We start from the raw sequence: 25,225 nt of genomic DNA on the forward strand, positions 1-25,225 counted from the left end.
CAGTCTGCTGGCATGAGCAGGTGAGCGACCGGCACGCGCGTGCGGGACGCCGGCTGGAGACGGCGTGGGGTGCACTTCTGGCAGAGCGGAGTCGATCACGCCCTGCGCATCCCTATCACGGCTGCAGCACGCCAAAGCCGATGGAAATACATTAACGACGCACAGATCACTATCGTGGGACGCCAGCGAGCGGCTGTGTAACTTTGCAACGCATCGGCAATGAATCTCACGGAGCCGGATCACGCAAGGTCTGCGAAACAATGGCGACCTGCCAGCGGACACCAGGTATCCCGCCACATCGCCCGGCATTGGCCAAGCGGGCATTAGGGACCCACCACCCGATTCTTGCCGCTCTGCTTAGCCAAATACATCCGGGAATCTGCCAATTGCAGCAGCTGTTCCATGTCGGTGACCGGCCCGGCGCCATCGCGCACGACTAGGCCAATACTCGCACCGATCTGCACGCATCCGGCATCGATGACGAACGGTTCCTGCAATTGAACGAGGATCTTTTCCGCCACCGCGCTGGCGCTCAGGGGAGATTGCGTGACATCCTCGAGCAGCACGGTAAACTCGTCGCCGCCAAGCCGGGCCACGGTATCGGTACAGCGCACCAACATCGTCATCCTCTGCGCGACGGCAACCAGCAGCTGGTCGCCAGCGTGGTGCCCCAGCGTGTCGTTCACCTGCTTGAACCCGTCCAGATCGATGAACAGCAGTGCCAGCGACGATTGCGCGCGCTGGCTGCGCGCCAAGGCGATACGCAGACGATCGATGAACAGCGTGCGATTGGCGAGGCCGGTCAGCGAATCGTACTGCGCCATCCGCTCCAGCCTGCGCTCCAGGGCCTGGCGCTCGGTGATGTCGCGCATGATCACCACGAGATGCCTGGCCTTCCCGACATGGACAGCGGTGACGCTCAGCTCGAGGGGAAAGCGCACGCCATCGCTGCGTCGACCGTCGACACGGACGTTCGCCGTGCCAACCAGTTGCGCGAAATCATTGTGCGCCTGCGGTGCGGCGCTCTCCGCGTGGGCCTTCGATGCAGCACAATCGATCAGGCTGGCGACAGGGTATCCCGCGAGCGCCCCTTCCGCGTGGCCGAACAGCGCGCAGGCCGCAGGATTGGCGGACCTTACGCGCCCAGTCCCGTCAACGGTCATGATGCCGTCCGCGACGGCGTGCATCAGGGCGCGTATTTCGGCTGCGGACTGATCCGCGCGCCGTTCCGAATCGTGCATGCGGGTGACCAGTGGATCGGTCTGCGAATACAAGACGTAGGCGCCGCCGAGCGAAATCAGCAGGATGATCGGCACGCCCAATGCAAGCGCCCGGCGTATGACGGCATACGCCTCGATGGTGTCCTGCCTGGCGACGAAGCCCATGCCAGGCACAATGGCACCGTAGGCCGCCACCACATTGTGTCCACGGTAGTCGAGCGTGTACATGACGCCTGTCCTGCCACCAAGGGCATACTCCATCGGCAAGTCCCGATGAGAATCCCTTTCCGCGAGACCTAGCTCAAAAGGACGCGATTGCTGGCGGTTCGGCAGGCACACGATGCGTCCGCTCTGTCGTACGCAGGCCGACACCTCCGCGCTTTCGCCCAGCGTTGCGACATTGAACAACACGCGGCTGAAGGCCTGCATCGACTTGTCAAGCCGCAGGTGACCAAGCACCTCGCCGTTGTCGATCACGGGTGCGCGGACGCGCAACAGGGGAACGCCGTTCCAGACCAGCTCGGTGCCATCCTTGTCCAGCATGGCAGTGAATTGCGCCGGCGTGGCCAGTTCACCGGCCTCCCACACTACACGCCGCTGTGCATCCTCGACAGCCACATGCGCATACCCTTCCACCAGCAGACGTCGGGCAGCGTCATCGAAAGTGTTCGACCGGCCGCCGAGTGTCGACGGGCGCAGCAGGGGCAGCGCGGCTTCCTGTGCCGCCACCATGCGCAGTTCGCTGTGGGCATGCTGGACCGTATCACGGGTCATTGTCGCCAGCCATGGTCCACGGCTCTGCACGACCGAGAGCAGGCGGCCCTCGATGGCCTTTTCCAGGGATTCCTGCATGAGGACGAAACCGGCAAGGCCAACCGTCGTCGTCACCACGATCAGGATTGCCGTCCCCAGCAAGCGCACCTTGCCCGCCTCGGTGAAGAAGCGCCGGCCGGCATACCAGGCACTCCTGGACCAGCCCGCCCAGATCCCGACAGCCGCCGCGATCATGCCCACTGCCGTGTGGACTGCCATCCTGGCGGAGCGCGACCACCCGAACAGCAAGTCCGGCGCCAGCAGGTATCCCCCCAGCCCGGTCAGCCCGATGGTCAGGATGCACAAGGTCAGCACCACGACGGAGCGTGCGGTGGCACGGGAGTCCACCCGGCCCGCCGCGACATGCACCGCACCGATGAGCATGAACCCCAATGCGCTATTGGGTGCCATCCGCCCGGGACGGGTATTGCCGTAGTCGTACCAATGGTGTACCCACGCCATGTCGACACCGAGGCTGGCATCCAGTACATGCTCCGCCAACGTCAAGCTATACAGCAGCAGCATGCACCAGCCAAGGGCCGTGCGCGGCACGCCGGCGCGACGTTCGCCAACCAGCAATGCCATGCCTGTCAGCGCAAAGCCCAGACCCGTGTTGAACACCATGGGAACCAGACCACGAACGATCTCCACCATGGCGGGTACCTGCAGTAGCCATCCCGCCATGGTGTTTACACCAAGCAGCACCAGCAGCGTACCGAGAAGTCGATCGAGTTTGAAGGAGTCAGTCAATACATGTTTTCCTAAGAACTGGTAGCGTTGCCTGGCAACCGTGTATTGGCAAAACAGGAACCAGCCAGCGCTCCCCGCCGGCCCCGGCGATTCCTGCCGAGTGTTGCAGCCTGCATTGTAGGGGTTCAAGGTGTGCGGTTGCCGCGAGATACGCCATCCTCGCTGCAGCACTTGCATGCTGGCTTCTTCCGTTCGGGCACATCACCGCCCTGCGTGGCTCAGACCAGTTCTTCATGCATCGGCAAACGGTTGCCGCGCTTCTTCGCATTGATCAGGAGACATTGGCCGGCCGAACAGATACCCCTGCATTGTCGAACAACCAAGTACCGACAGCAGCGATGCCTGAGCGATGGTCTCGACCCCTTCTGCGATGACGCGCATCCCGAGACCCTCGCAAATGTCGATCACGCCTTTGACGAGCGCCTGCGCACGCTGGTCCGTCACAAGCTGGCAAATAAAGGATCGATCGATCTTGAGGATATCCACCGGAAGCCGCATCAGGTAGGACAGACTGGAGAAGCCTGTCCCGAAATCATCAATGCTCAACCTGACCTGCAGCCGTTTCAGCTCATGCATGATGGCAATGACACGGTCGATGTCGCAGACCGCGACCGTTTCGGTCAGTTCCAGTTCGAGCAGGCTTCCAGGCACACCGTGGGCCGCCAGCGACGTGCGTACTGCTTCCACGATATCGCCATGCAAAAACTGGCGCGGCGACAAATTGACGGCCACGCCAGCATCCGCTTTTCCTGCATCGAGCCATGCACGCAGTTGGCGGCACGCTTCGTTCAGCGTCCACCGACCCAACGGCACGATGACGCCGCTTTCCTCGGCGACCGGAATGAAGTCGCAGGGAGCGATGAGTCCGAGGGACGGGTGCCGCCATCGCAGCAAGGCTTCCCAGCCGACCAGCGCCCGGCTGTTGAAATCGATCTTCGGTTGATAGACCAGGAAAAACTGATCCGTCGAAATCGCGGCACGCAAATCGTATTCGAGCGCACGATGACCGAGACGACCCAGCGACCGGTTATAGGCGCTCATCAAACCATGGCCAAGCGCTTTCGCCTGCCGCACCGCTTCATGCGCCGTATCGAGCAATGCTTCGGAATTACCCTCTTGCTGCCCCAGCGGCACATAACCAGTCGTGAGGCTGCACTGAATTACGCCGTGGCTTCCGATGAACGGCTGGTTTACCGCTGCATGCACTTGCGCCAGTCGGTCGACCGCGGAGCGATGATCAGGTGCGCCGCGCAGCAAGAACGCGAACATGCCGCCACCAATGCGTGCCGCGACATCAACATTGTTCGACACCTGGCGCAGCCGTTCGGCCGTGAGCGCGATCAGACCATCTCCGACGTCGTGTCCGAACCGCTGGTTGACTGCCGACAGATTATCGATGTCAATCACGGCCAGCAGCGCTGCGCCTTTGTGGTGTGCGCCATCGGCGACGATGTCGACGATGGCATCGTCAATTGCGACGCGGCTGGGCAAGCCGGTCAAATGGTCGCGCAGTACCAGATGTCGCAATGCCTGCGCATGCTCGCGCGACTTCGCGCCATAATGTGACATCCAGTCGTTCAGGGAGTGCACCGATTCCAGCGTGACTTGTCGAACATACAGCAGATCTTCCACTGTCCGCGCCAGGCTTTTCAGCAATGTCAGGTCACGCGAGGCGAGCGATCGGGGGACCGTATCGATGATGCACAATGTGCCGATCCGGTGGGATCCTGCATGGATCGGAACACCTGCATAAAAACGGATGCCCGGCGCGCCCGTCACCAGCGGATTAGCGGCAAACCGCGGGTCCTTGCCGGCATCGTCGATGACGAAAGGCGCATCGGACAGAATGGCATGCCCACAAAACGAGACGTCCCTGCTGGTCTCGTTCGCTTGCAGGCCGCAGCTGGACTTGAACCACTGCCGATCCTTGTCGACCAGGGAGACTAGACTGACCGGCACACTGAGCGCCGAACAGGCCATCCGGGTAATCCTGTCGAATACTTCCTCCGGTTCCGTATCGAGCAACTGCATGGCATGCAGTGCTTCCAAACGGTCCAGCTCGTCATCGGGTTGCGGCGGGCGTACGTAGTGTCTCATCTCGCTGTTCTCATCGACGTCCTGGACAAATATTGCCGTGTATCCAATGACGTATATCATAACTGCAAAATAGTACGTCGCAATATGTGTCTTCCTAACGAACGTGTTGCCCAGCCACGCGGCGCAAGTCGTTTCAACCTGGACTTGCTGCTCGCTAAGGTCGACCTTCTGGCTGCGAAACGTCAGCGGTAATTTCTTACGTGCGTGGATATGGTGGTCAGGCCCTGCCCTGTAGCGATGACGCAGCCTTGTCGTGCCGCAGGTGGCGACAGGTCAAGCGCGCCCTGGAAGGCAAGGGATCCGCCAAGACCACTTCGCCCATCAAAACCGCCGTCGACGCGCGACTGTCGTGAAACGCGTGCGGCCACATGATTCCTGAAAGCCATTGCTTCAGATTTCGCCTGGACTTCGTCCTGTGCCAGCGAACGTGCACTGTGCGCGGTGGGACCGGCCACAGGACGACTGCGCGAGCGGCAATAGTACTGGAAGTATTGGGCTACTCGGCCAGAGGCAGCCGGACTGTGAATGTGCTTCCTGTGCCAACTTCGCTATCGACCGCGATGGATGCTCCGATCAAGTCGGCCAACCGTTCGGAAAGATGCAGTCCCAGTCCGGTACCTTCGTACTGTCGGGTGCTGCCTTGGTCAATCTGCGTAAACGGCTTGAACAGCATCCCCAGGTTACCCTGCTCAATACCGATACCGGTGTCGACCACCCGTATCGCAACGACAGGCCCGGCGGCAGCGTCATCGATAGCGACTTCAATGCGCACCTCCCCCATCTCCGTGAACTTGAGCGCATTGTTGACCAGATTGATGACGATCTGCTGCACGGCGCGTCTGTCACTCATGACCAGCGCGCAAGGTTCTGCCAGCAACACACGCAGGTTGAGGTCTTTTGCGCTGGCGAGTGGCATGAACATGGTTGCGATGTCTTCCACCAGTCGGCAGCAATCGAACGATTCGCGATGCAGCGTCGCAGTGCCTGAAGTGATCTTGGTGATGTCCAGGATGTCATTGATCAACGAGAGCAGATGTTTGGCGCTGGTCTGCACTGTGCGCAGTTGCGATTCCTGTGCGGCATTGATCGGCCCTGGGAGACGCATGAGCAGCGTTCCGGTAAACCCGATGATCGCATTGAGCGGGGTGCGCAGTTCGTGGGACATACTGGAAAGAAAACTGTCCTTGGCCAGGCTTGCCGCCGCAAGCTCGGCATTCTTGTCGTGCAGCGCATGTTCGATACGCTTGCGTTCGCTCATATCCCGAATCGCACTCATCACGAGCATGCCGTCTTCCGTCTGCAGTGGCGACAGGCTGATTTCGACAGGAAACTCTTCGCCATCCTGACGTAAGCCGTAGAGTTCGCGACCGATCCCCATCGGGCGTTGCGAGGGTGCCGTCCAAAATCCCGCGCGCTGTCCAACATGGGTCCGGCGGTAACGTTCAGGAATCAGGATCTCCAACAACTGGCCGCGAAGTTCGCCCTGCGCATAGCGAAACAATTGATGGGCTTGCAGATTGGCCAGCACAATGCGCCCTGCCGCGTTGGCCATAATGATGGCGTCCGGTACCGACTCGAGCAATCTGCCGAACCGGGCCTCGACCAAGGCGGCATCGCGCGCGACACGCAGCGTTGTCACATCCCGTTTGGTCCACAGGATGTAATCACCTTGGCCTGCAGGGTCGGCGACACGCTTGCTTACGCTGTCGATAAAGACGATCGAACCATCCTTGGCGCGGCATATGGCCTCATGCGTCGCGTGGCCGTTTTTCAACGTGTCGACAATGACCGTGTGCGCGATAGTGCGCATTGTTGAAGAACTCACGAGTTCCGTCAGCACGCGTCCTTGTGCCTCTTCTGCCGAATAGCCGAACACTTGCGCCGCCCCCTGCGACCAGTGCACGATGACTGCCTTCGCCGTCGTGATGATCACCGCGTCAGGCGTTTCCTCCAAAATCATCCTGCTAAAGTCTGTAACACCCATGCCTATCCCCCGGACCGCCTCACTGAAGCATAACTGGGTTGGGCAATTGAAAGCGTTCGATTTGGCAAGCCTCCGCTCGCCCCCGGATTTCCCGGCAGCGCATCTGGCATGTGTTGCTAACAGTGGCTACCGGAACGCGCAGTTCATCCAATGCTTCCGGCGCGGTCTACTCCCGAGAACGATAGCGCATCAACTGCCCCCCGCTACCGGCGCCAAGTCCAGGATTGCGAAATGTATCTACATGCCGGCCGCTTGCCCATGCACAGCGTCAGACGTCACGCCAGCCCTTCACGACGTGCCTCAGCAGGTCCAGTCTGCGCTTGTCGATGGAACGAAACTAGGTCGCCCCGATTACAGGCACGTGACACCTACGGACAGCGTCGAATCGCCGCCAATGGACCGGCACGTTACCTAACGTTACCAGACAGATCCTGACGAAGCCGATCGTTGGCAGAAGCAATGCCTCGTGTTCCTGCAAGCCCGACGACCTTACAAATGAACTGTGCTGACCTCTACACAAATACGAGTCGACCATACGATATACTGTGTTTTTATACAGTATTCTTTTTTTGCGAGGCCGGCCATGCGTGTCAGGATGATCAGGATGAGAGACAAAGGCGTAGTGCTGCCACGCCGAGTGCTGCACGACCGCTATGCCGTCAAGCATTGGGGCAGCCTCACCATTGCAGATATCTCGGTGCCGGCGCTCCGCCGCGTGGTAAAGATCGCTCGCCTGGCCCTGGACACCGGTGACCGCGTGCTTGAGCTGCACGACTCGCAAATCAGCTGGGTCACCGACCAGAATTTCGAGTTACGTGGGTTTGAGATGCGCGACGTTGATGGCGAGCTTGTCCATTACGCGCAAGGGTGGCTGTGCACAATTGAGCTGGACGAGGGTGATGTCGGATCGACACCTCAGCGCGAGGCCAAGCGGGCCGCGCGACAATAGGTGAAAACGAAAACGGCCACCGTGGCGACCGATTGAGATGAATGTCTCATTGGTGCCATTACGCAGCTTTGCGTCGCCGATTCACAAGCCCGACAACCCCGAGGCCAGCGAGCATCATCCCATAGGTATCTGGTTCTGGAACCGCGGAAAGGTTCAAAGCACTCATCGAAGCATTGTAAAAGAAGCGACCGCCCACGCTTACCGTACGGTTGTTCACAAAGGAAACTGTAAGAACCTCATCGCGAATCAGCGACGTCTGCTGCCTACCGCCAGCGCCAAGTGAACCGGATAGACTGTCCTCCGCATAAATTGCGCCTTCTTCGGGAGGGAAAAAGATCAGGCTTGCCCAGAAGTTAGCTTGTACATTTTCGCCAACGAGATCGTTCGTTTCCAGAGCGAGCCGGGCGTCGAACGAAAATACAACCTCTGTCTTGGGAGAAAGGTCGAGGTAGACCAGTGTGCTGCTAGCGAAAAGGTCTGCGAGCTCATCGCGATCAGTACTGCGATCGCCCATGATGGCCACCGTTCCAACAAAGCTTTCCGTCCATGCGGACTCTCTCCCTGTAATACTGCCAGACGCGTGAGCGATTGGGGTGCTGAGCGCGCCAGCCAGTGGCTCCGTAGTTTCGCCGACAGCCCTGTAGCTGTTTGAACCCTCGTTCTCTGATTCGGTTGACAATGACAAACGTCCGGAATTCGGCGCGAGGTGAACGTGCATATTGGGGGTGATTCCATCATTGACGTCCAGGTCGATCAGTGTATAGCGCAACCCAGAATACGATACTTCCGCGCGGCTATCAGCATGGACATGAGCGGTGCTCGCAATGAGTGCCGCAGTCAGCATGGCTTTCAGGTAGGCCATCAGTTCCTCCTTGGTTGGATGAACCAGACTACTTGGCTGTGTCTTGCATGGCAAATGAACAATGTTGGTTTTATCTTGCAAGTGTCGGATTCCAAACACCGCGTGCTGTGTCTTCTGGCTCGCCCCCGTATTAGGCGGCGAAAATGCCGGGCGCCGTACAACAGCCTGTCGGTTGCTGGTGTTATGCCAACTGTCTAATAGCGTGCATGGACGCTGGTGCAGTCTTGCGCTTCCGGGGCGCCAGCCCGACGATACCTAGGCCGACCAGGGTCACTGCGTACGTGGCCGGTTCCAGCACGGAGGAGACAGACTCTGCTCGAGATCAGCACCAAAGCTGAAGTAAGCCGACACGCTATGCGCGCGATTGTTGTCGATCCTGACGCCAAGGACCTGATCGAGTTCGAGGAATGTCTGCGGCAGACCGTCCCAGCCGATGGTGCGGGAGACGGATTCAGAGGTCTACTAGCTTTCGACGTAAGGGCGAGCGTCCAATGGAATATTGATAACAAACGTCGTCCCTGTCGCTTGGGAACTTCGCGTAATCAGCGAGCCGCCGTGACCTTCCGCGACAGCCCGGACGTAGCTCAAACCTCTTCCATCAGGGGGGTGGACGTCGGTATCATCATCCAGCTCGTCGGACAACATCTCCATGTCGGCAATCGTGAGGAAGTACTTCGTCGTATGCAGAGAGAGTAAGATCCGTCCGAAAGCGATCGTGGCAGAGACTGCGATCTCGCTCGCGCTGGCGCCCGCCTGTCGCGCGTAGTTGATGAGATTTCTGAGCGCATGCTCCATGGCGGCCCAGCTCCAGTACCCATTGATGGGATCACTGCTGATCTGGATCCGTCCGGTGTCGTCCTGAAAATCCACGCAAACGTTGTCAATTAGCGGCAACAACGTTACAGGGCCAATCGTCAGCTTCAGCTTGAGATTCCTGTTCAGGGAACGTTCGCTGGTAGCGGACATCAGCATACTGTCCGCTTCGCCCACCTTGCCGATGATGCGTTTCGCCATTGTCAACATGCCAGGATCCCGGGACTTCTGCTCCATTAACTGGGCCGTCACGCTGACGACATTGAGGACGTTGCGCACGTCACGCGACAGCGCAGAGCGAAACAGCCGCCGCGCCTGTTCACGAACGTCGTTGAACCCATTCAGGCTATCTCTGCTGACCTCGTCAATGATGCGACGAACGTCTGCCAGCTGACCACTGGTGAGCACCGTTTTCAAGTCGTCGAGAGCACTCAGGATCACATCGCGGAAGATCTGCAGTTCGTGGATGAGATCACATGGGCGATACTCCGTCATCAAGGCGCGTTCCCGGCCATGCGCCATGCCCAGTGTGCTGTCGGCCTGTGCCGATGCTGAGGTCGCGCCTGACAAAGCTTCGATCACCCGGTAATAGACTAACGGCATAGCGCCGACCAGAACGGAGGCATTCAGCTTCGCGGTATTCGGAACCTCGGCATTAACCCGCTGCTCCCATGCCTGCATGATGCTGGGCAGGATGGCAAAGTGTCGATACAGTGGTATGCCACTCCCGCCGGAGCCGGCAACACTGCTATCGTTCATTAGGGTCTCCGATCTCGGCTAATGGCCGCATGCCCCGCCACACTCGCATTCAGGCGCTGGCAAACGTTACGTTATCTACTGAAAAGAATCGGTGTACAACACACACCGCATCGATCTGCGCATTTGCACTGATGCGCAAGACCGGTGGGCGGGCTGCTCGACACTGCTCGACCAGGTGCCGCGTCGGCAGCACCGTGCAGGCCAGGACGTCACAGCAAATCGGAAGATTAGCAAAGCGGATGCGGAGTTCTGTGCGTTGGATTACCAATAGTTCATCTTCAAAAGAACATGAAAGCACATCGTGTCTGCCGGCGCCTCCGAATGCGTCAAGCGACATGCCGACCGAACGCTCTCAGGATAGCCAACGCCACAGTATGTTGCGGATCGCCAGTCTGAACATGCGCACTAGGACAAGGTGCAGCAGGCTTGCTTCGCTTGCCGTCTTCGGATGGGTTGCGCTCTCGCGCGTCATCGCGCCAGCCCGAATACTTCCTCCAGCGTGGCGAAGCACTGCTGGCTGTAGCCGGCCAGCTTCCGCTCGCTCAGAAAAAGGCTACCTTGGTCGCACAGGTGCGTTTCCACCAGAATGTACCGCTCGATCTCATCGTTGCGGCGATCCAGCAGCGCACACAAGACGAAGTCGGCGGACGCGCCTTTCCGCACAGGCACGCGCCAACGGCACACCGTGTCCGGGTAACGCCGGGAGGACGCAAGGGCGATCCGTACATGCAGCGTGTCATTGAACAACAGGACATTCCAGGCACCCGACGCGGCGACCGTCGCACCACCCCGCCTTGCCGTCGCTGCGCACTGCTCGATGAGCCTCTTCATCATCACTCGGGTCGACCGTATAGCCAGGGCGCCTGACACGGTTCGCTGCACGGGCAGGCCCGCCTCCGCATAAGCTCCCACATAGCCGCCGAATAGAGCACGCATGATATTCCGACCCGGCAGCTCGGGGTGATGACACAACCGTGCATTGATCGTCCCGTGCCGCGCATGGATATCGCGCAGGAGGGCCAAAATACGCTGTCGATCCGGCCCGGTAGCACGCCCTGCACGGATGTCTTGCGCATGCTGAAAGGTCTCCCGGCTGACGATCGGCGCCAGCGCAGTATCACAGCGCACCCAGGTATCTTGGGGATTGCCCGCCACGGGACTGCGCAGCTTGCGCGTCGTCTGGTTGAAGACGAGAACTCCGCAGTATTTTTCGCTCGTCAGGATGCGACGCACAGTAGCCGGATCCCACGGCTTGCCCAGATGCGTGCGTAACCCCTCGGCGTCCAATTGCCTGGCGATCGCGCTGTCACTGAACCCATGCATGGTGTACAGCATGTAGATGCGGCACACCAATGCCACGTCGGCATCGCAGCCGGGTTCCAGCGCCACGCGGTCCGTCGCCAGGAACTTGCGTTCACCCGGTGCCAGCCTGCCCCGCTTTAGGCCATCCGCCGAGACGGAAACCCGGGACAGCCCAAACCCGGGCAAGCCACCCTGCTTGTAGCCCAAACGGATGAAGCGGCACTGTGCGTGCCACACCTTCGTCGACAGTTCCCGGCTGTATTCGGCCGCCATGATGCGCTTGATCCCCTTCAGCAACGCTTGCATCGGCGACCCGTCATCGGCAAACAATTCGGCGCAGTACACCACCGGCACGCCAGCACGCCGGCACAGATATTCATAGAAGGCACTTTCGTCCACGTCCTGAAAACGCCCCCAACGGCTAACGTCATACACGATGACGGCTGCGAAGCCGCAGGGTCGTTCTGTCACGGCAGCCAGGAGCGCTTGCAGCCCCGGACGATCATGCAAAGACAAGCCGCTGCGTCCCTCGTCGACGAACGTCCGTGTGACGCGCATTGCCCTGCCCTGCGCATATAGGGCGATGCTGTCAAGCTGGTGCTGGATCGAGTGGTTCTGGCTGTCCGTGGACATGCGTGCATACGCGGCGACCGGCAAGGTTCGCGGTGCCGACTCCTGATCAACTACGTGCATGATTTCCCCGCTGGGCAGTGGCGTATTCTGTCGAGCCCGATGACGGAACAGCGAGCTAGGCGGCAACTGGAATCACCTGCTTGCTAACTCATCTACTAAGGATGCATCGCGCGGTTTGTCCGGCGCTCTTGCATCAGCGATGCAACGCAAGGCCGTCGCGAACCGCAAAGATGTCTTGCGGCCTTCGACAGTTCGCTCCGCGCGGCGCGGCCAGTCACCAATGAGCGCTGCTTCAAAGGCTGCGTCGTGGCGGCGAAATCTCCTACCGCTGTCACATGCGTCTGATCTATGCGTAACGCGCCCTTCGATACCGTCAATGCTGTACGACTAGCGGGCACCGCCGCATGCGATCCAGTTGCCACCACCACTGCCTGTCGACGCACACGATGTCGCCTGGCCACCGCAGGCAGCGTGATTTCCCGACCCGGACCCTGTGATGGTGCACGAAGAGGCCAGACCGCCGCAGGCAGCGCGATTGCCACTTCCCGCACCCGTGGTGGCGCAGGAGATCGCCAGCCCGCCACAGGCAGCCGAATTGCCACTGCCGCTGCCGGTAGTCGTGCATGAGATGGCCTTGCCGCCACACGCCGCGGCATTACCGGTGCCGCTGCCAGTTGTCGTACAGGATATCGCTTCGCCGCCACATGCAGCATCATTGCCGGCACCACTACCTGTGGTCGTGCAGGAGAGAGCAAGGCCGCCGCACGCGGCGCTATTGCCGACGCCGCTGCCCGTCGTCGTGCAAGAAATCGCACGGCCGCCGCAATCGGCGTGGTTGCCCGCGCCACTACCGGTCGACGCGCAACTGATCGCCATCCCGCCGCACGCGGCGCGGTTTCCGGGCCCCGAACCAGTGGTGATGCACGATATCGCCAGGCCGCCACACGCTGCCCAATTGCCCGGGCCGCTACCCGTCGTGGTACAGGTCGCGGCACGACCGCCGCAGGCAGCATGATTGCCAGGGCCGGATCCGGTCGTAACGCAGGTAGTCGCCAGCGCGCCGCAGTAAGCTGTATTGCCGGGTCCGGAGCCGGTGGTCTCGCACGTGGTGGCACTGGGCGACGCCGGCACTGACGAAACGGACAATAGCGCTAGCATGAACCATACACAGCCGATTAGCATTTTCCATTTCCGATCCATGTCGCATCTCCTGGGAAAACAACCTATCGGTCAATGGCAAGCCGGCATGTAACGGGGCGTCAACCGAAGCGCAGCAACAATTGTCCAGCTGTCACGGGCTGGATACAGCCGTTACCGCTCTCCTCTGCACACCGTATCCGATCGCTATCGAACTTGCAATACCGGGCCCATGCAACCCATCGCTATCGTGGTGTAAATGCCTGTCATGAACTCCCGTCTCTAGCCAGACATCAGTTCCCTCGCGGCCGATGCGAGATAGCAGCTCCCCGCGCAGCCAGCATGCAAACCAGCGATGAACGATTGGTGTCAGGTCTGCGCGAAACTCTTCTCGACGGCCTGGTCACTGAACACTTCATCGAACGCACTTGGCCGGGCATCGATCGCAGGATTTCGATTAACGCAAACGTGGCAGCGCGGCCAACCGGGCGGTTATCCGGATGCAGATTCACCAAGCCATCGGCGATTTCGCCCAGGGGTGCGCCGGATTTAGAGTTAAGTTGAATACCGCACGATCAGTGGCGCCGCCATCGTCGATCTCTTATGCTTTCATTGGCATACATCCAGCGAGCAGCCTCTGGCGACCGATGGGCTGTCGCGGTTTGGCTAGCTTGTCGAGCCCGCGTTCACCGGCCCGGACGCTATCGAAGGTTCCAAACTGTCCACCGATTCCCTGACGTAACCGGTTCCCCGGTCATAGCCTTCATTCATGCGTCGTCGTCCGCGTGCGACCGGCGACGCGTGCTGGGCGCGGTACTCCTTTCGCTGGCTCACGATCCTGGCAGCCATCCCCAGCACCGTCAGTTGCTGATCCGCTGTCAACTGCAGCGCGTGCGCGGCAGCGACCATCTGCTCCGCATAACTGGTCAATCTACGCATGGTTCCCTCCGTCAAATGGCAAACTGCGGTGCAGCCTAACAGGCAGGCTGAACAGCAATTAGCGGCAGCGCAAACAGGCGCACTGTCGACGAAACGTCGCGATTAACCGGCCGTATCGGCCGTGTCTTGCCCTTCCATTCTTCACGGCCTCGCTGACGATCGAATCTCTCTGAAGTTCGTTCGAACACACGATCTCTTGCGGTGCATCGAATCAAGGCTGAGCTCGCTTTGCGCGCTCACAAAAGGTTCCCACAGCCGAGAAATATCATCCATTCACGTTATCCGATCAACTTTACGGAATGGGTCCGGCGATGCCTTGCAACCGCTCAACAATTCCTGCGATACACAGGCGCATTGGCCTAGTCGGCATGTTTGCGTTGTTTTCCGGCACGTCGCTGGCCGCCGACCTCGCATGCATCGAGCAGGCCGCAGCAAGGTTCGATGTGCCTACCGTCTTGCTGCGCGCCATCGTGCAGCAGGAGACAGCAGGACGTTGCACCACCCGCCATCCCCGCAACCGCAACGGCACCTACGACATCGGCTGCGCCGGCATCAACTCGGGCTGGCTGCCCAGGTTAAGCCGGGAGTTCGGCATCAACGAGCAGGCACTGCAAACACCCTGCACCAACCTCCACGTCGGCGCGTGGATCCTCGCCCGGAACCTTCGCCAGCATGGCGATACCTGGCGCGCTATCGGTGCCTACAACGCCGTCACCGAATCGAAACGCAGGGAGTACGCATGGAAAATCCTCGCGCACATGCAGCCGCGCGCTGCACGCTGATCGCAGCGCTGGTCGCAGCCGGCGGATGCCATACGCCGCCTGCACGGGAGCGCTTGCAGGTCACGGCCGCTCCAGCAAGCCCGGTGTCGCTCGCCATCACGCCGCTGGTACACCGGGGCACATCGCGATTTGCGTTCTGTGCGACTGGAACCTGTTCCGTCGCCTCGCCAAAAACGCCAGCCGGCACCGGCGTCGACTACCGTCCGGCAACTGCGGCAACCGCACCGCCAGGCCGTGCCGCCGGCCAACCGGCCCAGTCGATCGATCTGCCCTTCGCGTTCAATGCGACCGCCCTACGCGCTGCCGACCTGCGCCGACTGCGGGCGACAGTGAAAGAAACGGCGCCGGTCTCGGTCCGGATCACCGGCCGCTCGGACGCTCTCGGCGAGCCATCGGTGCGCCAGCGTATCGCCCTGGCACGTGCCGACGCGGTCCGTACGGCTGTTCTTGCCGCTACGCCGGGCGCCGACGTCACGATCGACCACGAAATTTCAACCGACACGGCGGTTCCCGCCGCAACGCGGCGCCACCAGCGCCGGGCAACAGTGCATTTGATTCCCACCCCTACCCGCCCATAAAGGAACCGCCATGAACGTCGCAACGCACTTCCCCCGCCTCGGCATGCCACGACTGACACGAAAACACCTCGTCATGCTAACCATCGGCAGCGTCCTGCTGGTCGGCATCGCCAGCGCCGGTACTACCGGCGACGAATTCAAGGAACTGTATGACAACGCCAAAGACTGGGCCAACGGTTACCTGGGCAGGGTGATCGCCATGCTGTCGTTCCTGCTCGGTGCGGGCTGGTCGGCCGCCAAGCAGAACATGATGCCGGTGATCTTCGGCCTCATCCTGGCGATCATCATCAGCATCGGCCCGGCGCTGCTGGAAAAAGTGCTCTCCGCCGTCGTATGAGGATGCCATGGACTTCGCGATTCCCCAGCTTCACGACAGCGCGCCGAAACTGCTCTGGTGGGACTTCGACCAGGCGCTGATCTTCGGCCTGGCCTTCGTGTTCGGCATCGTCGCCGGTGTCATGCCCCTGGGGCTCGCGATGGGCATCTTTGCCGGCCGTTGGTACGGCCGGCACAAGGCGCGCAAGCACCGCATGTACATCGCCCATGTGCTGTACTGGTACCTGCCGGGCGAATGGCTGCTTCCCTGCCCCCAGCTGCCCCCTTCGTCCGTGCGCGAATTCGTCGGGTGATGCCATGCACGGCGAAGAGTTCATTAACGAGCTGGACCGCGTCAAGACCAGCGTCCGCCGGCACCAGGCCGCCATCGGCGCCCTGATCGTGCTGGCGCTGGTCCAGGCCTGCAGCATCCAGCGCCAGAGCGGCAACGAACGCCAGCACTTCCTGCCGCCGGAAATCAGCCGCCCATTCTGGCTCGCTGGAAGGGAAGCGTCGTCGGAGTACTTCGAGGACATGGGCCAGTTCATCAACGGCCTGCCGCTGAACATCACGCCGGAAACCGTCGAGACAGCCTGCAGCGCCTACCTGCGCTACGTGCTGCCGCGCGACCGTGCCAAGTACCAGCGCCGCTGCGACGCCGAAGCCAAGCGGATAAAACGCGACAGCGCGGTCGAATGGTTCTCCATCGAGTCCGTTCGTAGCGATGCACGCCTGCGCCGCGTGGTCCTGGAAGGCATGCACCAGACCATCATCAACGACAAGCGCTTTCGGCCCACGCGCCGCACGTACCTGATCGAATTCGAACATGCCGATGGCCGCTTCTACGTCGGCACCCACGAAAAGGTGGAAGACAATGATCCACGCATTCTCAAGCCATAACACCAGCGCAGTCGCGCTGCGACGATCGGCAGCGGCCCTGGTTCTCGTGGCAAGCTCCATTCTCTCGCCAGCGGCACGCTGCGTGCAGATCGTGGATGCGGCAGACGGCACCACGGTCTATCTGAAAATCAGCAGCCGCGACATCACGCGTATTGCGCTGGACCGCGGCCGTATCGACGCCTTCCGCTTCCGGGCCGGCGAACTTGCGTACGAGCCGGACGACGAAACCGGCCAACTGTTCGTAACGGTTCCTGAAGGCGCCACCAAGCCAGTCAACGCCTTCCTGACGACCGATGCCGGGCACACGGTCACGCTGCTGTTGCAGCCCGCCGACGTGCCGGCCGATTCGATCATCCTCCGGCAACCGGCCGCGCCACGGCACGGTACCGGAGAAACGCGCAGTACGGACTATGTGGCGGCACAGCGGCGCTTGATCGTGGCGCTTGCCGCCGACGAGATCCCCCGGCGCGCCGAGGTACGCGAGCTGTCCACGCCAGTCCTCCTGTGGAAGGAAGTCGGCATGAGCCTGCGGCGCACGCTCACCACCGACACGCTGGTCGCCGAACGCTACCTGATCGACAACCGCAGCATGGCCGTCGTCACACTGGAAGAGCGCGAATTCTACCGGCCGGGGGTCAACGCGGTCGGTATCGAGCGCCTGTCGCTGGCCCCTGGCGATACGTCGGCGCTGTACGTCGTGCGCGAAAGGAGCCGCGATGACTGAACCGTCCGCCACCCAGCGCGCACGGCGCCGCCAAATCTTTACCGCCATCGGCGTGGCGGGAGGACTGTTCGGCATTGCCTCGATCGGCGTGCTGATGACCGGATCCGGTGGCAGCGAAGCCCCGGCACCGGCCGATATCCGCGTTCGCTCGTACATCGCCCCCGGCGAGAATGTCGCCCCGGAAGACGCGTGGCGCGGCGTGTCCGACAGCCGCCTGAATTCGATCGAGGACAAGCTGGAGGCCCTGGAAAAAAAACCTCGCGCAGCGGATCCGCCATCCGACCAGCCGCCGTCCGCGGCGACGCCGGGGACAATCGACCTGGATGCCAGGCTGCGCGAATACGAGCGCAAGGCCGCGACGTACCCGCCAGGCCGGCCTTCCGATCCTGTGGCAGTCGCAAACAACAGCAACCCAGCGCCGCCCGCCGACAGCCATCCGCCCACGAACCCGCCGGCTACAGGGTCCGTTGCGCCGCCACTGGCGCCACCGCGCGACATCGTCACCGTGCGCTTGCGTTCCCCCGCTGCCCTGGTGCAGCCGGCGATTGCAGCAGGCACGCCACCACGAGACGGCAATCAAAAGCAGGCAAGCGAACGGACCACCGACACGTACCTGCCAGCAGGCATGTTCGGGCAGGCCGCGTTCCTCTCTGGCCTGGACGCCCCCACCGGTGGCCAGTCGCAGTCTAACCCCCATCCGGTCCTGCTGGAGCTCACCGACCTGGCCGTGCTGCCGAACCGCTACCGCTACAACTGGAAGCATTGCCGCCTGATCGGTGCCGGGTATGGCGACCTGAGCAGCGAGCGTGCCTACATCCGTACCGAGACGCTGTCCTGCGTCGCGGAAGACGGCAAGGTGCTCGACGTGTCTGTCAAAGGGTTCATTGTCGGCGAGGACGGCAAGGCCGGCATGCGTGGGCGCGTGGTCAGCAAGCAGGGTCAGGTGCTGGGCAACGCGCTGCTGGCCGGCGTCGTCGGTGGCATCGGCACCGGTGTCGAACGCGCCGCCAACCTGCAGACCGTCTCTCCGCTGGGGTCGACCAGCGCCGTCAAGCCGGGCGAGGAATTCCAGGCGGCGGTCGGTGCCGGGGTCGGCCGCTCGCTGGACCGGCTCGCCAACTACTACATCGCGCTCGCCGAAAAGCTGTTTCCCGTCATCGAAGTCGACGCCGGCCGCGTGGCCGACGTCATTCTCACCGAAGGAGTCACTACCGATGTCCAGCTCACTCATTAAATCCGTCAGCCTGCAACTGGTGACGGCGCTGGCCTGCACCCCGGCCTACTCGGCCGAACCTCAGCACGATCACGCGGCGCTACGCGCGCTGCTGGTCCAGCGCTACCCCGGCACTACATTCGGCGACATCAAGGCAACACCGCTGCCCGGCATCTGGCAGATCCAGCTCGGTGCCCAGCCGGCGTATGTCGCAGCGGACGGCCGGCACTTCCTGTTTGGCCACCTGGTCGACATGGAGACGCAGACCGACCTCAGTGTCGGCGCGCCGGCGCCACCCGTCCCGTCCACGCAGCCGGATTTCTACAGCCTGCCACTGGGCGACGCGTTCAAGACCGTGCGCGGCAAAGGGACACGGCGCATGGCGGTCTTCGCCGATCCGGAATGCCACTACTGCCGCCAGCTGGAAGCGGAGCTCGACAAGCTCGACAACGTCACCGTGTACACCTTCCTGCTTCCGCTGGCAGCCCTGCATCCCGACGCGCCAGCCATTGCCGAATCGGTCTGGTGCGCGGACGACCCGCAAGCGGCCTGGCGGCAGGCGCTGCGCGGCGATCGTCCACCAGCCAAGACATGTGCGCACCCGCTGGCCCGCATCGCCAGTTTCGCCGAACACCATGGGATCGCAGGCACACCGTACATCGTCTTTGAAAACGGCAAGCATGCGGTCGGCACACTGAACCACGCCGAGCTGGAACGGCACCTGCGATAGGAAGCCGCCATGCGTCTCCACCTATATCTCATCGCCGTTGTCGCTACAGGGTGCCAGCCGCTGACCGGCATCATCGGCGCCCGCGAATCGTTCGCGTGCAAGGCACCCGACGGCGTGGCGTGTTCGTCCGTATCGGGGGTCCATGCCAACCTGCATGCGCACAACCTGCCCTTCCAGCGCCAGGGCGCCACGCACATGACCACCACGCCTTCCCCAACGGGCACTGCCCTCGCCATGCCGGTCGCCGGCGATCCGCTGCGCAGCGAAGGCCGCACGCTGCGCATCTGGCTGGCGCCCTGGATCGACAGCGACGAGACGCTGCACGACCAGGCATTCCTGTACACCCAAGTAGGTGAAGGCCGCTGGCAGATCGGCGAACTGCGCGAGCGACTCGCCAAGCGGCCACGCCCACCGGTCGATGCTCCTACGCCATTGACGCCCATAGCTGCGCGCCAAGTCACCGTTCCCTCATCCAATCCGTCCAAGCCGCTGGCCAATGTCCGCAAGGACGGCAATGCGCAGGCAGCCGCCCGCGCGACCGTGGAAGCCACCCGCCAACAGGAACAAGCCCATGAATAACCTGCTGCACCAGCTGGTCGCCCCGTTTCTCCGCCCGGCGACGCCGTCACCGTCCGCCACCGCCAGCGCCCTGCGCACGTTGACGCGGCCACAGCAGTTCGCGTCACTGCTGCCGCACAGCGCCTACCTTGCCGACAGCGGGCTGTTCGTACTCGACACGGGCGCCCGCGAGCGCAATCGCCGCGTCCAGGGCCTGGGGTTCGTCATCGAACTGGTGCCGCAAACGGGGGCAACGGAAGACATGATCAGCGTGCTGCTGCCGCTGTTCGCCGACGCGCCGCCTGGGGCCAATCTGCAGGTGTCCCTGTACGGCGGCACCGACATCCGCGAACACATCCAGCACGCCAGCCTGCTGCGTGGCCGCTCCATGCAACCGCCCCTGGGCATGGAGCGCCGCAGTACCGACATTTACCGAGTGCTCATGCGCCAACGCGCCGGCCATTACCTGGCGCACACGCGGCAGCGGCCGATCCCGCACATGCCGAGCCTGATCCGGGATTACCGGCTGTTCGTGTCGGTCTGCCTGCCGGCTCCCAGCATCGATGGCGAGTCGGCAGCTACCCTGCTGCGCTTTCGCGACGGCATGCGCTCGACACTGAAATCGGCCGAGTTCCGGAACTGGGACTGGAACGCGGCCGACCTGATCGGCTGGTGCCGCACCCTCGTCAATCCCGACAAGTACCTAAGCGGCAGCGCAGCGGCCGGCTACGACGAAGGCCGGCTGCTGCTGCACCAAATCGTCGATGCCGATGCCGTCTGCTGCCCCAGCGACGACGGCAAATCGCTGCGTTACGGCCAGCTTGGCTCGCCGGACGAGACGCACTGCCGCCTGTATGCCGTCAACCGCTATCCGAAAGACTACCCACTGTGGGGCATGGGCAACCTCATCGGCGACTTTTACCAGCAGCAGCTGGGGTATCCGTGCCCGTTCCTGATCACGATGGGCGTCCACGTGCTCGACCCGTCGCGACTTCGCGATGCCGCGACGATGCGCGGGGCCCGCGCCACCAGCAATGCGTCGTCGCCGATGGCGCGGTTCATGCCGCAGTTCCAGCAGATAAAGACTGACTGGGACACCGTCAACCGCGCCTACGACGCCGGCCACGGCGAGATCGAGATGTTTCACCAGCTGATGCTGATGGCGCCACCCGACGAAATCGACGCGGCGGAGATGTCGGCAACTGCATTGTGGGGATCGCGCGGGTTCCGACTGGTCAGCCAGCAGTACATGCAGGTACCGGCCATGCTGACCTCGCTTCCCCTCGGCTTCACGCCGGCGCTGCGCGATTTTTATCGCCGCACCGGACTGGTGTCCAAAAAGGTCTCGCACAACGCCGTCAATCTCGCGCCGATGATCGCCGAATGGAAAGGCACGCCCACCCCCGTGCTGCAGCTAGTCGGCCGGCGCGGCCAACTGATGTCGCTGGACCTGTTCGACAACACCGGTGGCAACTATAACTTCGCCGTCGCCGCGTCGTCGGGCTCCGGCAAGTCGGCCCTGGCCAACGAACTGACTACCGGATACCTTGGCACGGGCGGCCAGGTTCGCTGGATCGATGTCGGCCGCAGCTACGAAAAGATCAGCGCCCTATTCGGCGGCACCTTCATCGAGTTCAAGCTGAATCCACAAGAGCGCTTCAGCATGAATCCGTTCGACCAGATCGTCGACATTGCCGAAGACATGGAAATGCTCAAACCCATGGTCGCGCAGATGGCGTCTCCGTCTGGAACCCTGACCGATTATCACCGCTCGGTGCTCGAGATTGCGATCCTCGCCGCATGGCGCCAGCACGGCCAGGCCATGACGATCGACAACATCGCGGCGGTGCTGCAGGCGCATCGGGACCGCGAGGCGCGGCGCCTGGCCGACCAGCTATTTCCTTACACGAAGAACGGCATGTACGGCCGCTATTTCGAGGGACCGTGCACGATCGATTTCACCAACGACCTGATCGTGCTGGAACTGGAAGAGCTGAATTCAAAAAAAGACCTGCAGAGCGTGGCGCTGTTCATCATGATGTTCCGGATCTCCCAGGAGATGTACCGGCAGCGCCGCGACCGGAGAAAACTATGCGGCATCGACGAGGCATGGGACCTGATGGCAGGCGGGAACTCCGGCCGCTTCATCGAGGAGGGCTACCGGCGCGCACGCAAGTACGGCGGCAGCTTTGGCACACTGACGCAATCGATCGGCGACTACGACAAGAGTCCTGCGGCACAGGCTGCGCTAGAGAACGCGGACTGGCTGTTCCTGCTGCGGCAGAAGGAAGATTCCATCGAAAAGCTGGCCCGCAGCGGTCGGATGAAGATGGACGATGTTCTCAAGCGCATCCTGACGTCGCTGAAAACCGAACAGGGGTTGTATTCGGAGATCTTCGTCAGCTCGCCCATGGGCCGTGGTGTCGGGCGCCTGCTGCTGGATCCGTTCTCGCTGCTGGCATACAGCACCGCCCCCGACGACTGGCGCGCCATCGAACACTACCGCGCGCAGGGACTGTCGATCGTCGACGCCATCGAATCCGTGCTGCGCGACCGCGCCATCCACCAGGGAGCGTCGCATGCGTCTCGTTAACTGCCTGCCCCACCTGTTGGTGATCCTTGCCACGGCGGCGCTGGCCGCCCTGACCGCCATGATCTGCCGCACCATGCTGCCGGGACTGCTGCCCCCCCCGCTGGCGACTGTCGACATCACCGCGATCGTCAGGCAGCATCACGTCCGCTTGGCAGCGGGCATGGCCCAAGCCGCGTCCAACGATGACCGGCAGCGCTTTCGCCGGCAGAGCGCCGCCTATGGTCCGGCACTCGAACAGGCGATCGCGGCGCTGCGCCAGGAATGCGGTTGCATCCTGGTCCTGCGCGAGGCCATCGTGGCCGGCGACGTTCCCGACCTGACCGCGCGCCTCGTGGCGCTGGTCGACACCCCGTGAGGAACCCATGCGCATCATCACACCCACGAGTACCAGGCTCGTCATCGTCGGCCTCGGACAACACCTGCGCCGGCGCTGGCCACGCTATGCGGCAGGCGTCGTTCTGTTCGGCTGGTGCTCGCTGCACTACCGGCTGGGCATCAACCATTCCGCCAGCCTGCCCGGCCGTCTGTACCTGATCGAGCTGAACGTCCAGCCCCGCCGCAACGGAGAATTAGTCGTCTTCCGCTGGCAGCGCAACGCGTTCTTTCGGCCCGACCGGCTGTTCCTGAAAGAGATCCGGGGCATCGCCGGCCAGCGCATCGACGTCGTCGGCCGCAATGTCTATGTCAACGGCAAGTTCCAGGGCGTCGCCAAGACCGCCAGCCGGCGCGGCACACCACTGACACCGGTCGCTGCAGGCACTATCCCCTGCGGCTACCTGTACGTCGGCACTGCCCACCCCGACAGCCTGGACAGCCGCTACGCTGTAACGGGACTCATCGGACCGGACCGCATCGTCGGGAGGGCCCATGTCCTGTTTTAAAGTCTACGGTACGGCGCTGCTGCTCGCCGCATGCGCCACCCCAGCTTTGCCCGCAGCGCTGGTCGTCGGACCACACTACGCGATCGACGAACCGGACATGCTGGCATGGATCGAACGCCGCCTGGCCGCCCAGCAGGCCAGCGGCGCGCTCGCCGCGAAGGTCGACGCCGCGGTTTCGCGTGCGAAAACCACGCTGGAAAATCCGGCGCCGGTTGCCGGTATCACACGCGCAAAAACATCGCGTACGGCCTACTTTGATCCGACGTACACGGCACCGCGAACCATTGCCTCGCCCGCTGGAACGATCCTGATTGCGGCAGGCATGAAGATCAACCCGCTGACGACGGTCTCGCTCAGCCGTCCACTCATCTTCTTCGACGCGCGCGATCGCGACCAGGTTGCGTTTGCACAGCGGTACCTCGACAGCCGAGAAGGTCTCGCCCGCCCCGTCCTGGTCGGCGGCAGCTACGTCGACCTGATGCACCGCTGGCGCATCCCCGTGTATTTCGACCAGCAGGGTGCCCTGGTAAAACGGCTCGGCATCCGTCATGTCCCCGCCATCGTCGCCCAGGATGGGCTGAGGTTGAGAATCGATGAAATCGCCCTGTAAACCCACCGCAGCAGCTTTAGCACTGGCACTGGCAATCGCGTCAACGCCAGGCCTTGCCCAGGACCTGCCGACCGGCACGGTCACCTGCCACGGCCGGACCATGAACCCGATGTCGGATATTTGCTGGTCGTGCATCTTCCCGCTGACGATCGGCAGCATGCCCATCCTGCCGATGGGCCAGGAGGACATCGAGAACGTCGGCTCGCCCATCTGCAACTGCGGACCGCCACCCTACGGCAAGATCGGTGTCAGCATCGGCTTCTGGGAACCTGCGCGCCAGGTCGACGTTACCCGTACTCCGTGGTGCTTCCCGTCGCTGGGCGGCAAGGTGATCGGCGGCGGCAGCGACGTACCCGTGCCGGGAGTTGGCTATGGTTTAAAGGGACGGCGCGGCTCGAACGGCTCGTTCTACCAGGCGCACTGGTACATCAATCCGGTGCTGTACTGGCTGGAAATGCTGTCGGAAACCAGCTGCCTGGAACAGAAAGGATTCGATCTCGCCTATGTGACGGAGCTCGATCCCAGCTGGAACGATGACGAACTGTCCGCCATCCTGTCGCCCGACGCCACGCTGTTTGCCAATCCGGCCGCGCAGGCGGCCTGTGCCGCCGATTGCGTCGCCGCCACCGCCGGCTTCCCGATCGCGGCCATGCAATGGTGCGGCGGCTGCCAGGGTTCGATGTACCCCCTGAACGGCCACGTGCAGGCGCACGTCAGCGGTCCCCAGGCATCGTCTTTGATCCTGCAGCGCTACGCCATGAAGCTGCACCGCGAGTTCCTGGCATTCGCCGGCAACGGTATCCCGGGCTGGTGCGGCATGTATCCGATGCCGGTACTGGACAAGCGCATCTACAAGTACTCGATGCTGTATCCCAGCGCCCAGGGCCAAGGCGTCGACGGGCGCTGCTGCCAGCCGCTGGGCCGCACCACGCACCTGTGGGCCGCCGGCAAGGAATATCCGGTCCAGGGCGAGGATTTTGTCTACATGCTGTACCGCAAGCGCAACTGCTGCGAGCGCATCTATGGGTGGGTCAAATGAAGCGCACAGCAAAAGCAGAGCGGCACCGCCGCCCATGGCGCCAA

At 62.4% G+C, this 25,225-nt stretch carries 23 protein-coding genes; 16 read left to right on the forward strand and 7 right to left on the reverse strand.

The window, feature by feature from the left end; all coding sequences use genetic code 11:
* Nucleotides 1-323 precede the first annotated feature (323 nt).
* The 3 genes from FHS02_RS12335 to FHS02_RS12345 all read right to left on the reverse strand — a co-directional run bounded on the left by FHS02_RS12335 (nucleotide 324) and on the right by FHS02_RS12345 (nucleotide 6,864).
* Nucleotides 324-2,960 (reverse strand): diguanylate cyclase domain-containing protein, encoded by a 2,637-nt coding sequence (locus tag FHS02_RS12335; RefSeq protein ID WP_137311977.1) that lies wholly within the window; start codon nucleotides 2,958-2,960, stop codon nucleotides 324-326.
* A gap of 54 nt (nucleotides 2,961-3,014) precedes the next feature.
* Nucleotides 3,015-4,880, reverse strand: a complete 1,866-nt coding sequence (locus FHS02_RS12340; RefSeq protein WP_175424647.1) for a putative bifunctional diguanylate cyclase/phosphodiesterase — start codon at nucleotides 4,878-4,880, stop codon at nucleotides 3,015-3,017.
* Nucleotides 4,881-5,376: 496 nt separating this feature from the next.
* Nucleotides 5,377-6,864 carry a PAS domain-containing sensor histidine kinase gene (locus FHS02_RS12345; protein ID WP_137311975.1) on the reverse strand — a complete coding sequence of 496 codons (1,488 nt, stop codon included), beginning with the start codon at nucleotides 6,862-6,864 and terminating at the stop codon, nucleotides 5,377-5,379.
* A 604-nt stretch (nucleotides 6,865-7,468) separates the two neighbouring features.
* Here FHS02_RS12345 and FHS02_RS12350 point away from each other — a divergent pair.
* Nucleotides 7,469-7,813, forward strand: a complete 345-nt coding sequence (locus FHS02_RS12350; RefSeq protein ID WP_137311974.1) for a hypothetical protein — start codon at nucleotides 7,469-7,471, stop codon at nucleotides 7,811-7,813.
* A 58-nt stretch (nucleotides 7,814-7,871) separates the two neighbouring features.
* On the opposite strand, the gene FHS02_RS31525 is transcribed toward FHS02_RS12350, so the two are convergent.
* From FHS02_RS31525 to FHS02_RS12365, 3 genes are all read right to left on the reverse strand, one after another.
* Nucleotides 7,872-8,675 carry a PEP-CTERM sorting domain-containing protein gene (locus FHS02_RS31525; protein ID WP_137311973.1) on the reverse strand — a complete coding sequence of 268 codons (804 nt, stop codon included), beginning with the start codon at nucleotides 8,673-8,675 and terminating at the stop codon, nucleotides 7,872-7,874.
* Nucleotides 8,676-9,137: 462 nt separating this feature from the next.
* Nucleotides 9,138-10,247 (reverse strand): sensor histidine kinase, encoded by a 1,110-nt coding sequence (locus FHS02_RS12360; RefSeq protein ID WP_137311972.1) that lies wholly within the window; start codon nucleotides 10,245-10,247, stop codon nucleotides 9,138-9,140.
* 468 nt (nucleotides 10,248-10,715) lie between these two features.
* Nucleotides 10,716-12,242, reverse strand: a complete 1,527-nt coding sequence (locus FHS02_RS12365) for a recombinase family protein (RefSeq protein ID WP_137311971.1) — start codon at nucleotides 12,240-12,242, stop codon at nucleotides 10,716-10,718.
* 436 nt (nucleotides 12,243-12,678) lie between these two features.
* Here FHS02_RS12365 and FHS02_RS12370 point away from each other — a divergent pair, with 436 nt between their 5' ends.
* The gene (locus tag FHS02_RS12370; protein WP_183444255.1) at nucleotides 12,679-13,197 is read left to right on the forward strand and encodes a hypothetical protein; all 519 of its coding nucleotides are present in this window, start codon (nucleotides 12,679-12,681) and stop codon (nucleotides 13,195-13,197) included.
* Nucleotides 13,198-13,985: 788 nt separating this feature from the next.
* On the opposite strand, the gene FHS02_RS12380 is transcribed toward FHS02_RS12370, so the two are convergent.
* Nucleotides 13,986-14,258 carry a hypothetical protein gene (locus FHS02_RS12380; RefSeq protein ID WP_137311968.1) on the reverse strand — a complete coding sequence of 91 codons (273 nt, stop codon included), beginning with the start codon at nucleotides 14,256-14,258 and terminating at the stop codon, nucleotides 13,986-13,988.
* A 368-nt stretch (nucleotides 14,259-14,626) separates the two neighbouring features.
* On the opposite strand from FHS02_RS12380, the gene FHS02_RS12385 reads away from it, so the two are divergent.
* The 14 genes from FHS02_RS12385 to traU are packed head-to-tail and all read left to right on the forward strand — an operon-like array spanning nucleotide 14,627 to nucleotide 25,181.
* Nucleotides 14,627-15,040, forward strand: coding sequence for a lytic transglycosylase domain-containing protein (locus FHS02_RS12385; protein ID WP_229422449.1), 414 nt, complete (start codon nucleotides 14,627-14,629; stop codon nucleotides 15,038-15,040).
* Nucleotides 14,998-15,618, forward strand: coding sequence for an OmpA family protein (locus FHS02_RS12390; protein ID WP_175424646.1), 621 nt, complete (start codon nucleotides 14,998-15,000; stop codon nucleotides 15,616-15,618). The genes FHS02_RS12385 and FHS02_RS12390 overlap by 43 nt, the downstream gene beginning before the upstream one ends.
* A 10-nt stretch (nucleotides 15,619-15,628) precedes the next feature.
* Entirely contained in the window at nucleotides 15,629-15,955 is a 327-nt protein-coding gene (gene traA / locus FHS02_RS12395; RefSeq protein WP_137311966.1) for a TraA family conjugative transfer protein, read from the forward strand.
* 7 nt (nucleotides 15,956-15,962) lie between these two features.
* Nucleotides 15,963-16,247 carry a type IV conjugative transfer system protein TraL gene (traL, locus tag FHS02_RS12400; protein ID WP_137311965.1) on the forward strand — a complete coding sequence of 95 codons (285 nt, stop codon included), beginning with the start codon at nucleotides 15,963-15,965 and terminating at the stop codon, nucleotides 16,245-16,247.
* A 4-nt stretch (nucleotides 16,248-16,251) separates the two neighbouring features.
* Complete coding sequence (locus FHS02_RS12405; RefSeq protein ID WP_175424645.1) at nucleotides 16,252-16,833, forward strand: TraE/TraK family type IV conjugative transfer system protein; 582 nt, start codon at nucleotides 16,252-16,254, stop codon at nucleotides 16,831-16,833.
* A complete protein-coding gene (locus FHS02_RS12410) occupies nucleotides 16,808-17,557 on the forward strand; it encodes a type-F conjugative transfer system secretin TraK (RefSeq protein WP_175424644.1) in 750 nt (249 codons plus the stop codon). The genes FHS02_RS12405 and FHS02_RS12410 overlap by 26 nt, the downstream gene beginning before the upstream one ends.
* Nucleotides 17,550-18,791: a TraB/VirB10 family protein gene (locus FHS02_RS12415; RefSeq protein ID WP_137311962.1), complete on the forward strand. Its 1,242-nt coding sequence runs from the start codon at nucleotides 17,550-17,552 to the stop codon at nucleotides 18,789-18,791. The genes FHS02_RS12410 and FHS02_RS12415 overlap by 8 nt, the downstream gene beginning before the upstream one ends.
* Nucleotides 18,772-19,500, forward strand: coding sequence for a DsbC family protein (locus FHS02_RS12420; RefSeq protein ID WP_137311961.1), 729 nt, complete (start codon nucleotides 18,772-18,774; stop codon nucleotides 19,498-19,500). Before FHS02_RS12415 ends, FHS02_RS12420 begins: the two co-directional genes overlap by 20 nt.
* A 9-nt stretch (nucleotides 19,501-19,509) precedes the next feature.
* Nucleotides 19,510-20,079 (forward strand): TraV family lipoprotein, encoded by a 570-nt coding sequence (locus tag FHS02_RS12425; RefSeq protein ID WP_137311960.1) that lies wholly within the window; start codon nucleotides 19,510-19,512, stop codon nucleotides 20,077-20,079.
* Entirely contained in the window at nucleotides 20,072-22,651 is a 2,580-nt protein-coding gene (traC, locus tag FHS02_RS12430; protein WP_175424643.1) for a type IV secretion system protein TraC, read from the forward strand. Before FHS02_RS12425 ends, traC begins: the two co-directional genes overlap by 8 nt.
* Nucleotides 22,638-23,006: a TrbI F-type domain-containing protein gene (locus FHS02_RS12435; protein ID WP_137311958.1), complete on the forward strand. Its 369-nt coding sequence runs from the start codon at nucleotides 22,638-22,640 to the stop codon at nucleotides 23,004-23,006. Before traC ends, FHS02_RS12435 begins: the two co-directional genes overlap by 14 nt.
* A 7-nt stretch (nucleotides 23,007-23,013) precedes the next feature.
* On the forward strand, nucleotides 23,014-23,532 hold the full coding sequence (locus FHS02_RS12440; protein ID WP_137311957.1) for a S26 family signal peptidase: 519 nt from the start codon (nucleotides 23,014-23,016) through the stop codon (nucleotides 23,530-23,532).
* The gene (traW, locus tag FHS02_RS12445; RefSeq protein ID WP_137311956.1) at nucleotides 23,519-24,142 is read left to right on the forward strand and encodes a type-F conjugative transfer system protein TraW; all 624 of its coding nucleotides are present in this window, start codon (nucleotides 23,519-23,521) and stop codon (nucleotides 24,140-24,142) included. Before FHS02_RS12440 ends, traW begins: the two co-directional genes overlap by 14 nt.
* Nucleotides 24,126-25,181, forward strand: coding sequence for a conjugal transfer pilus assembly protein TraU (gene traU, locus FHS02_RS12450; RefSeq protein WP_137311955.1), 1,056 nt, complete (start codon nucleotides 24,126-24,128; stop codon nucleotides 25,179-25,181). The genes traW and traU overlap by 17 nt, the downstream gene beginning before the upstream one ends.
* Nucleotides 25,182-25,225 lie beyond the last annotated feature (44 nt).

Origin of the sequence: Pseudoduganella umbonata, from assembly GCF_014192225.1 — a bacterium.
GTDB lineage: Bacteria > Pseudomonadota > Gammaproteobacteria > Burkholderiales > Burkholderiaceae_D > Rugamonas > Rugamonas umbonata.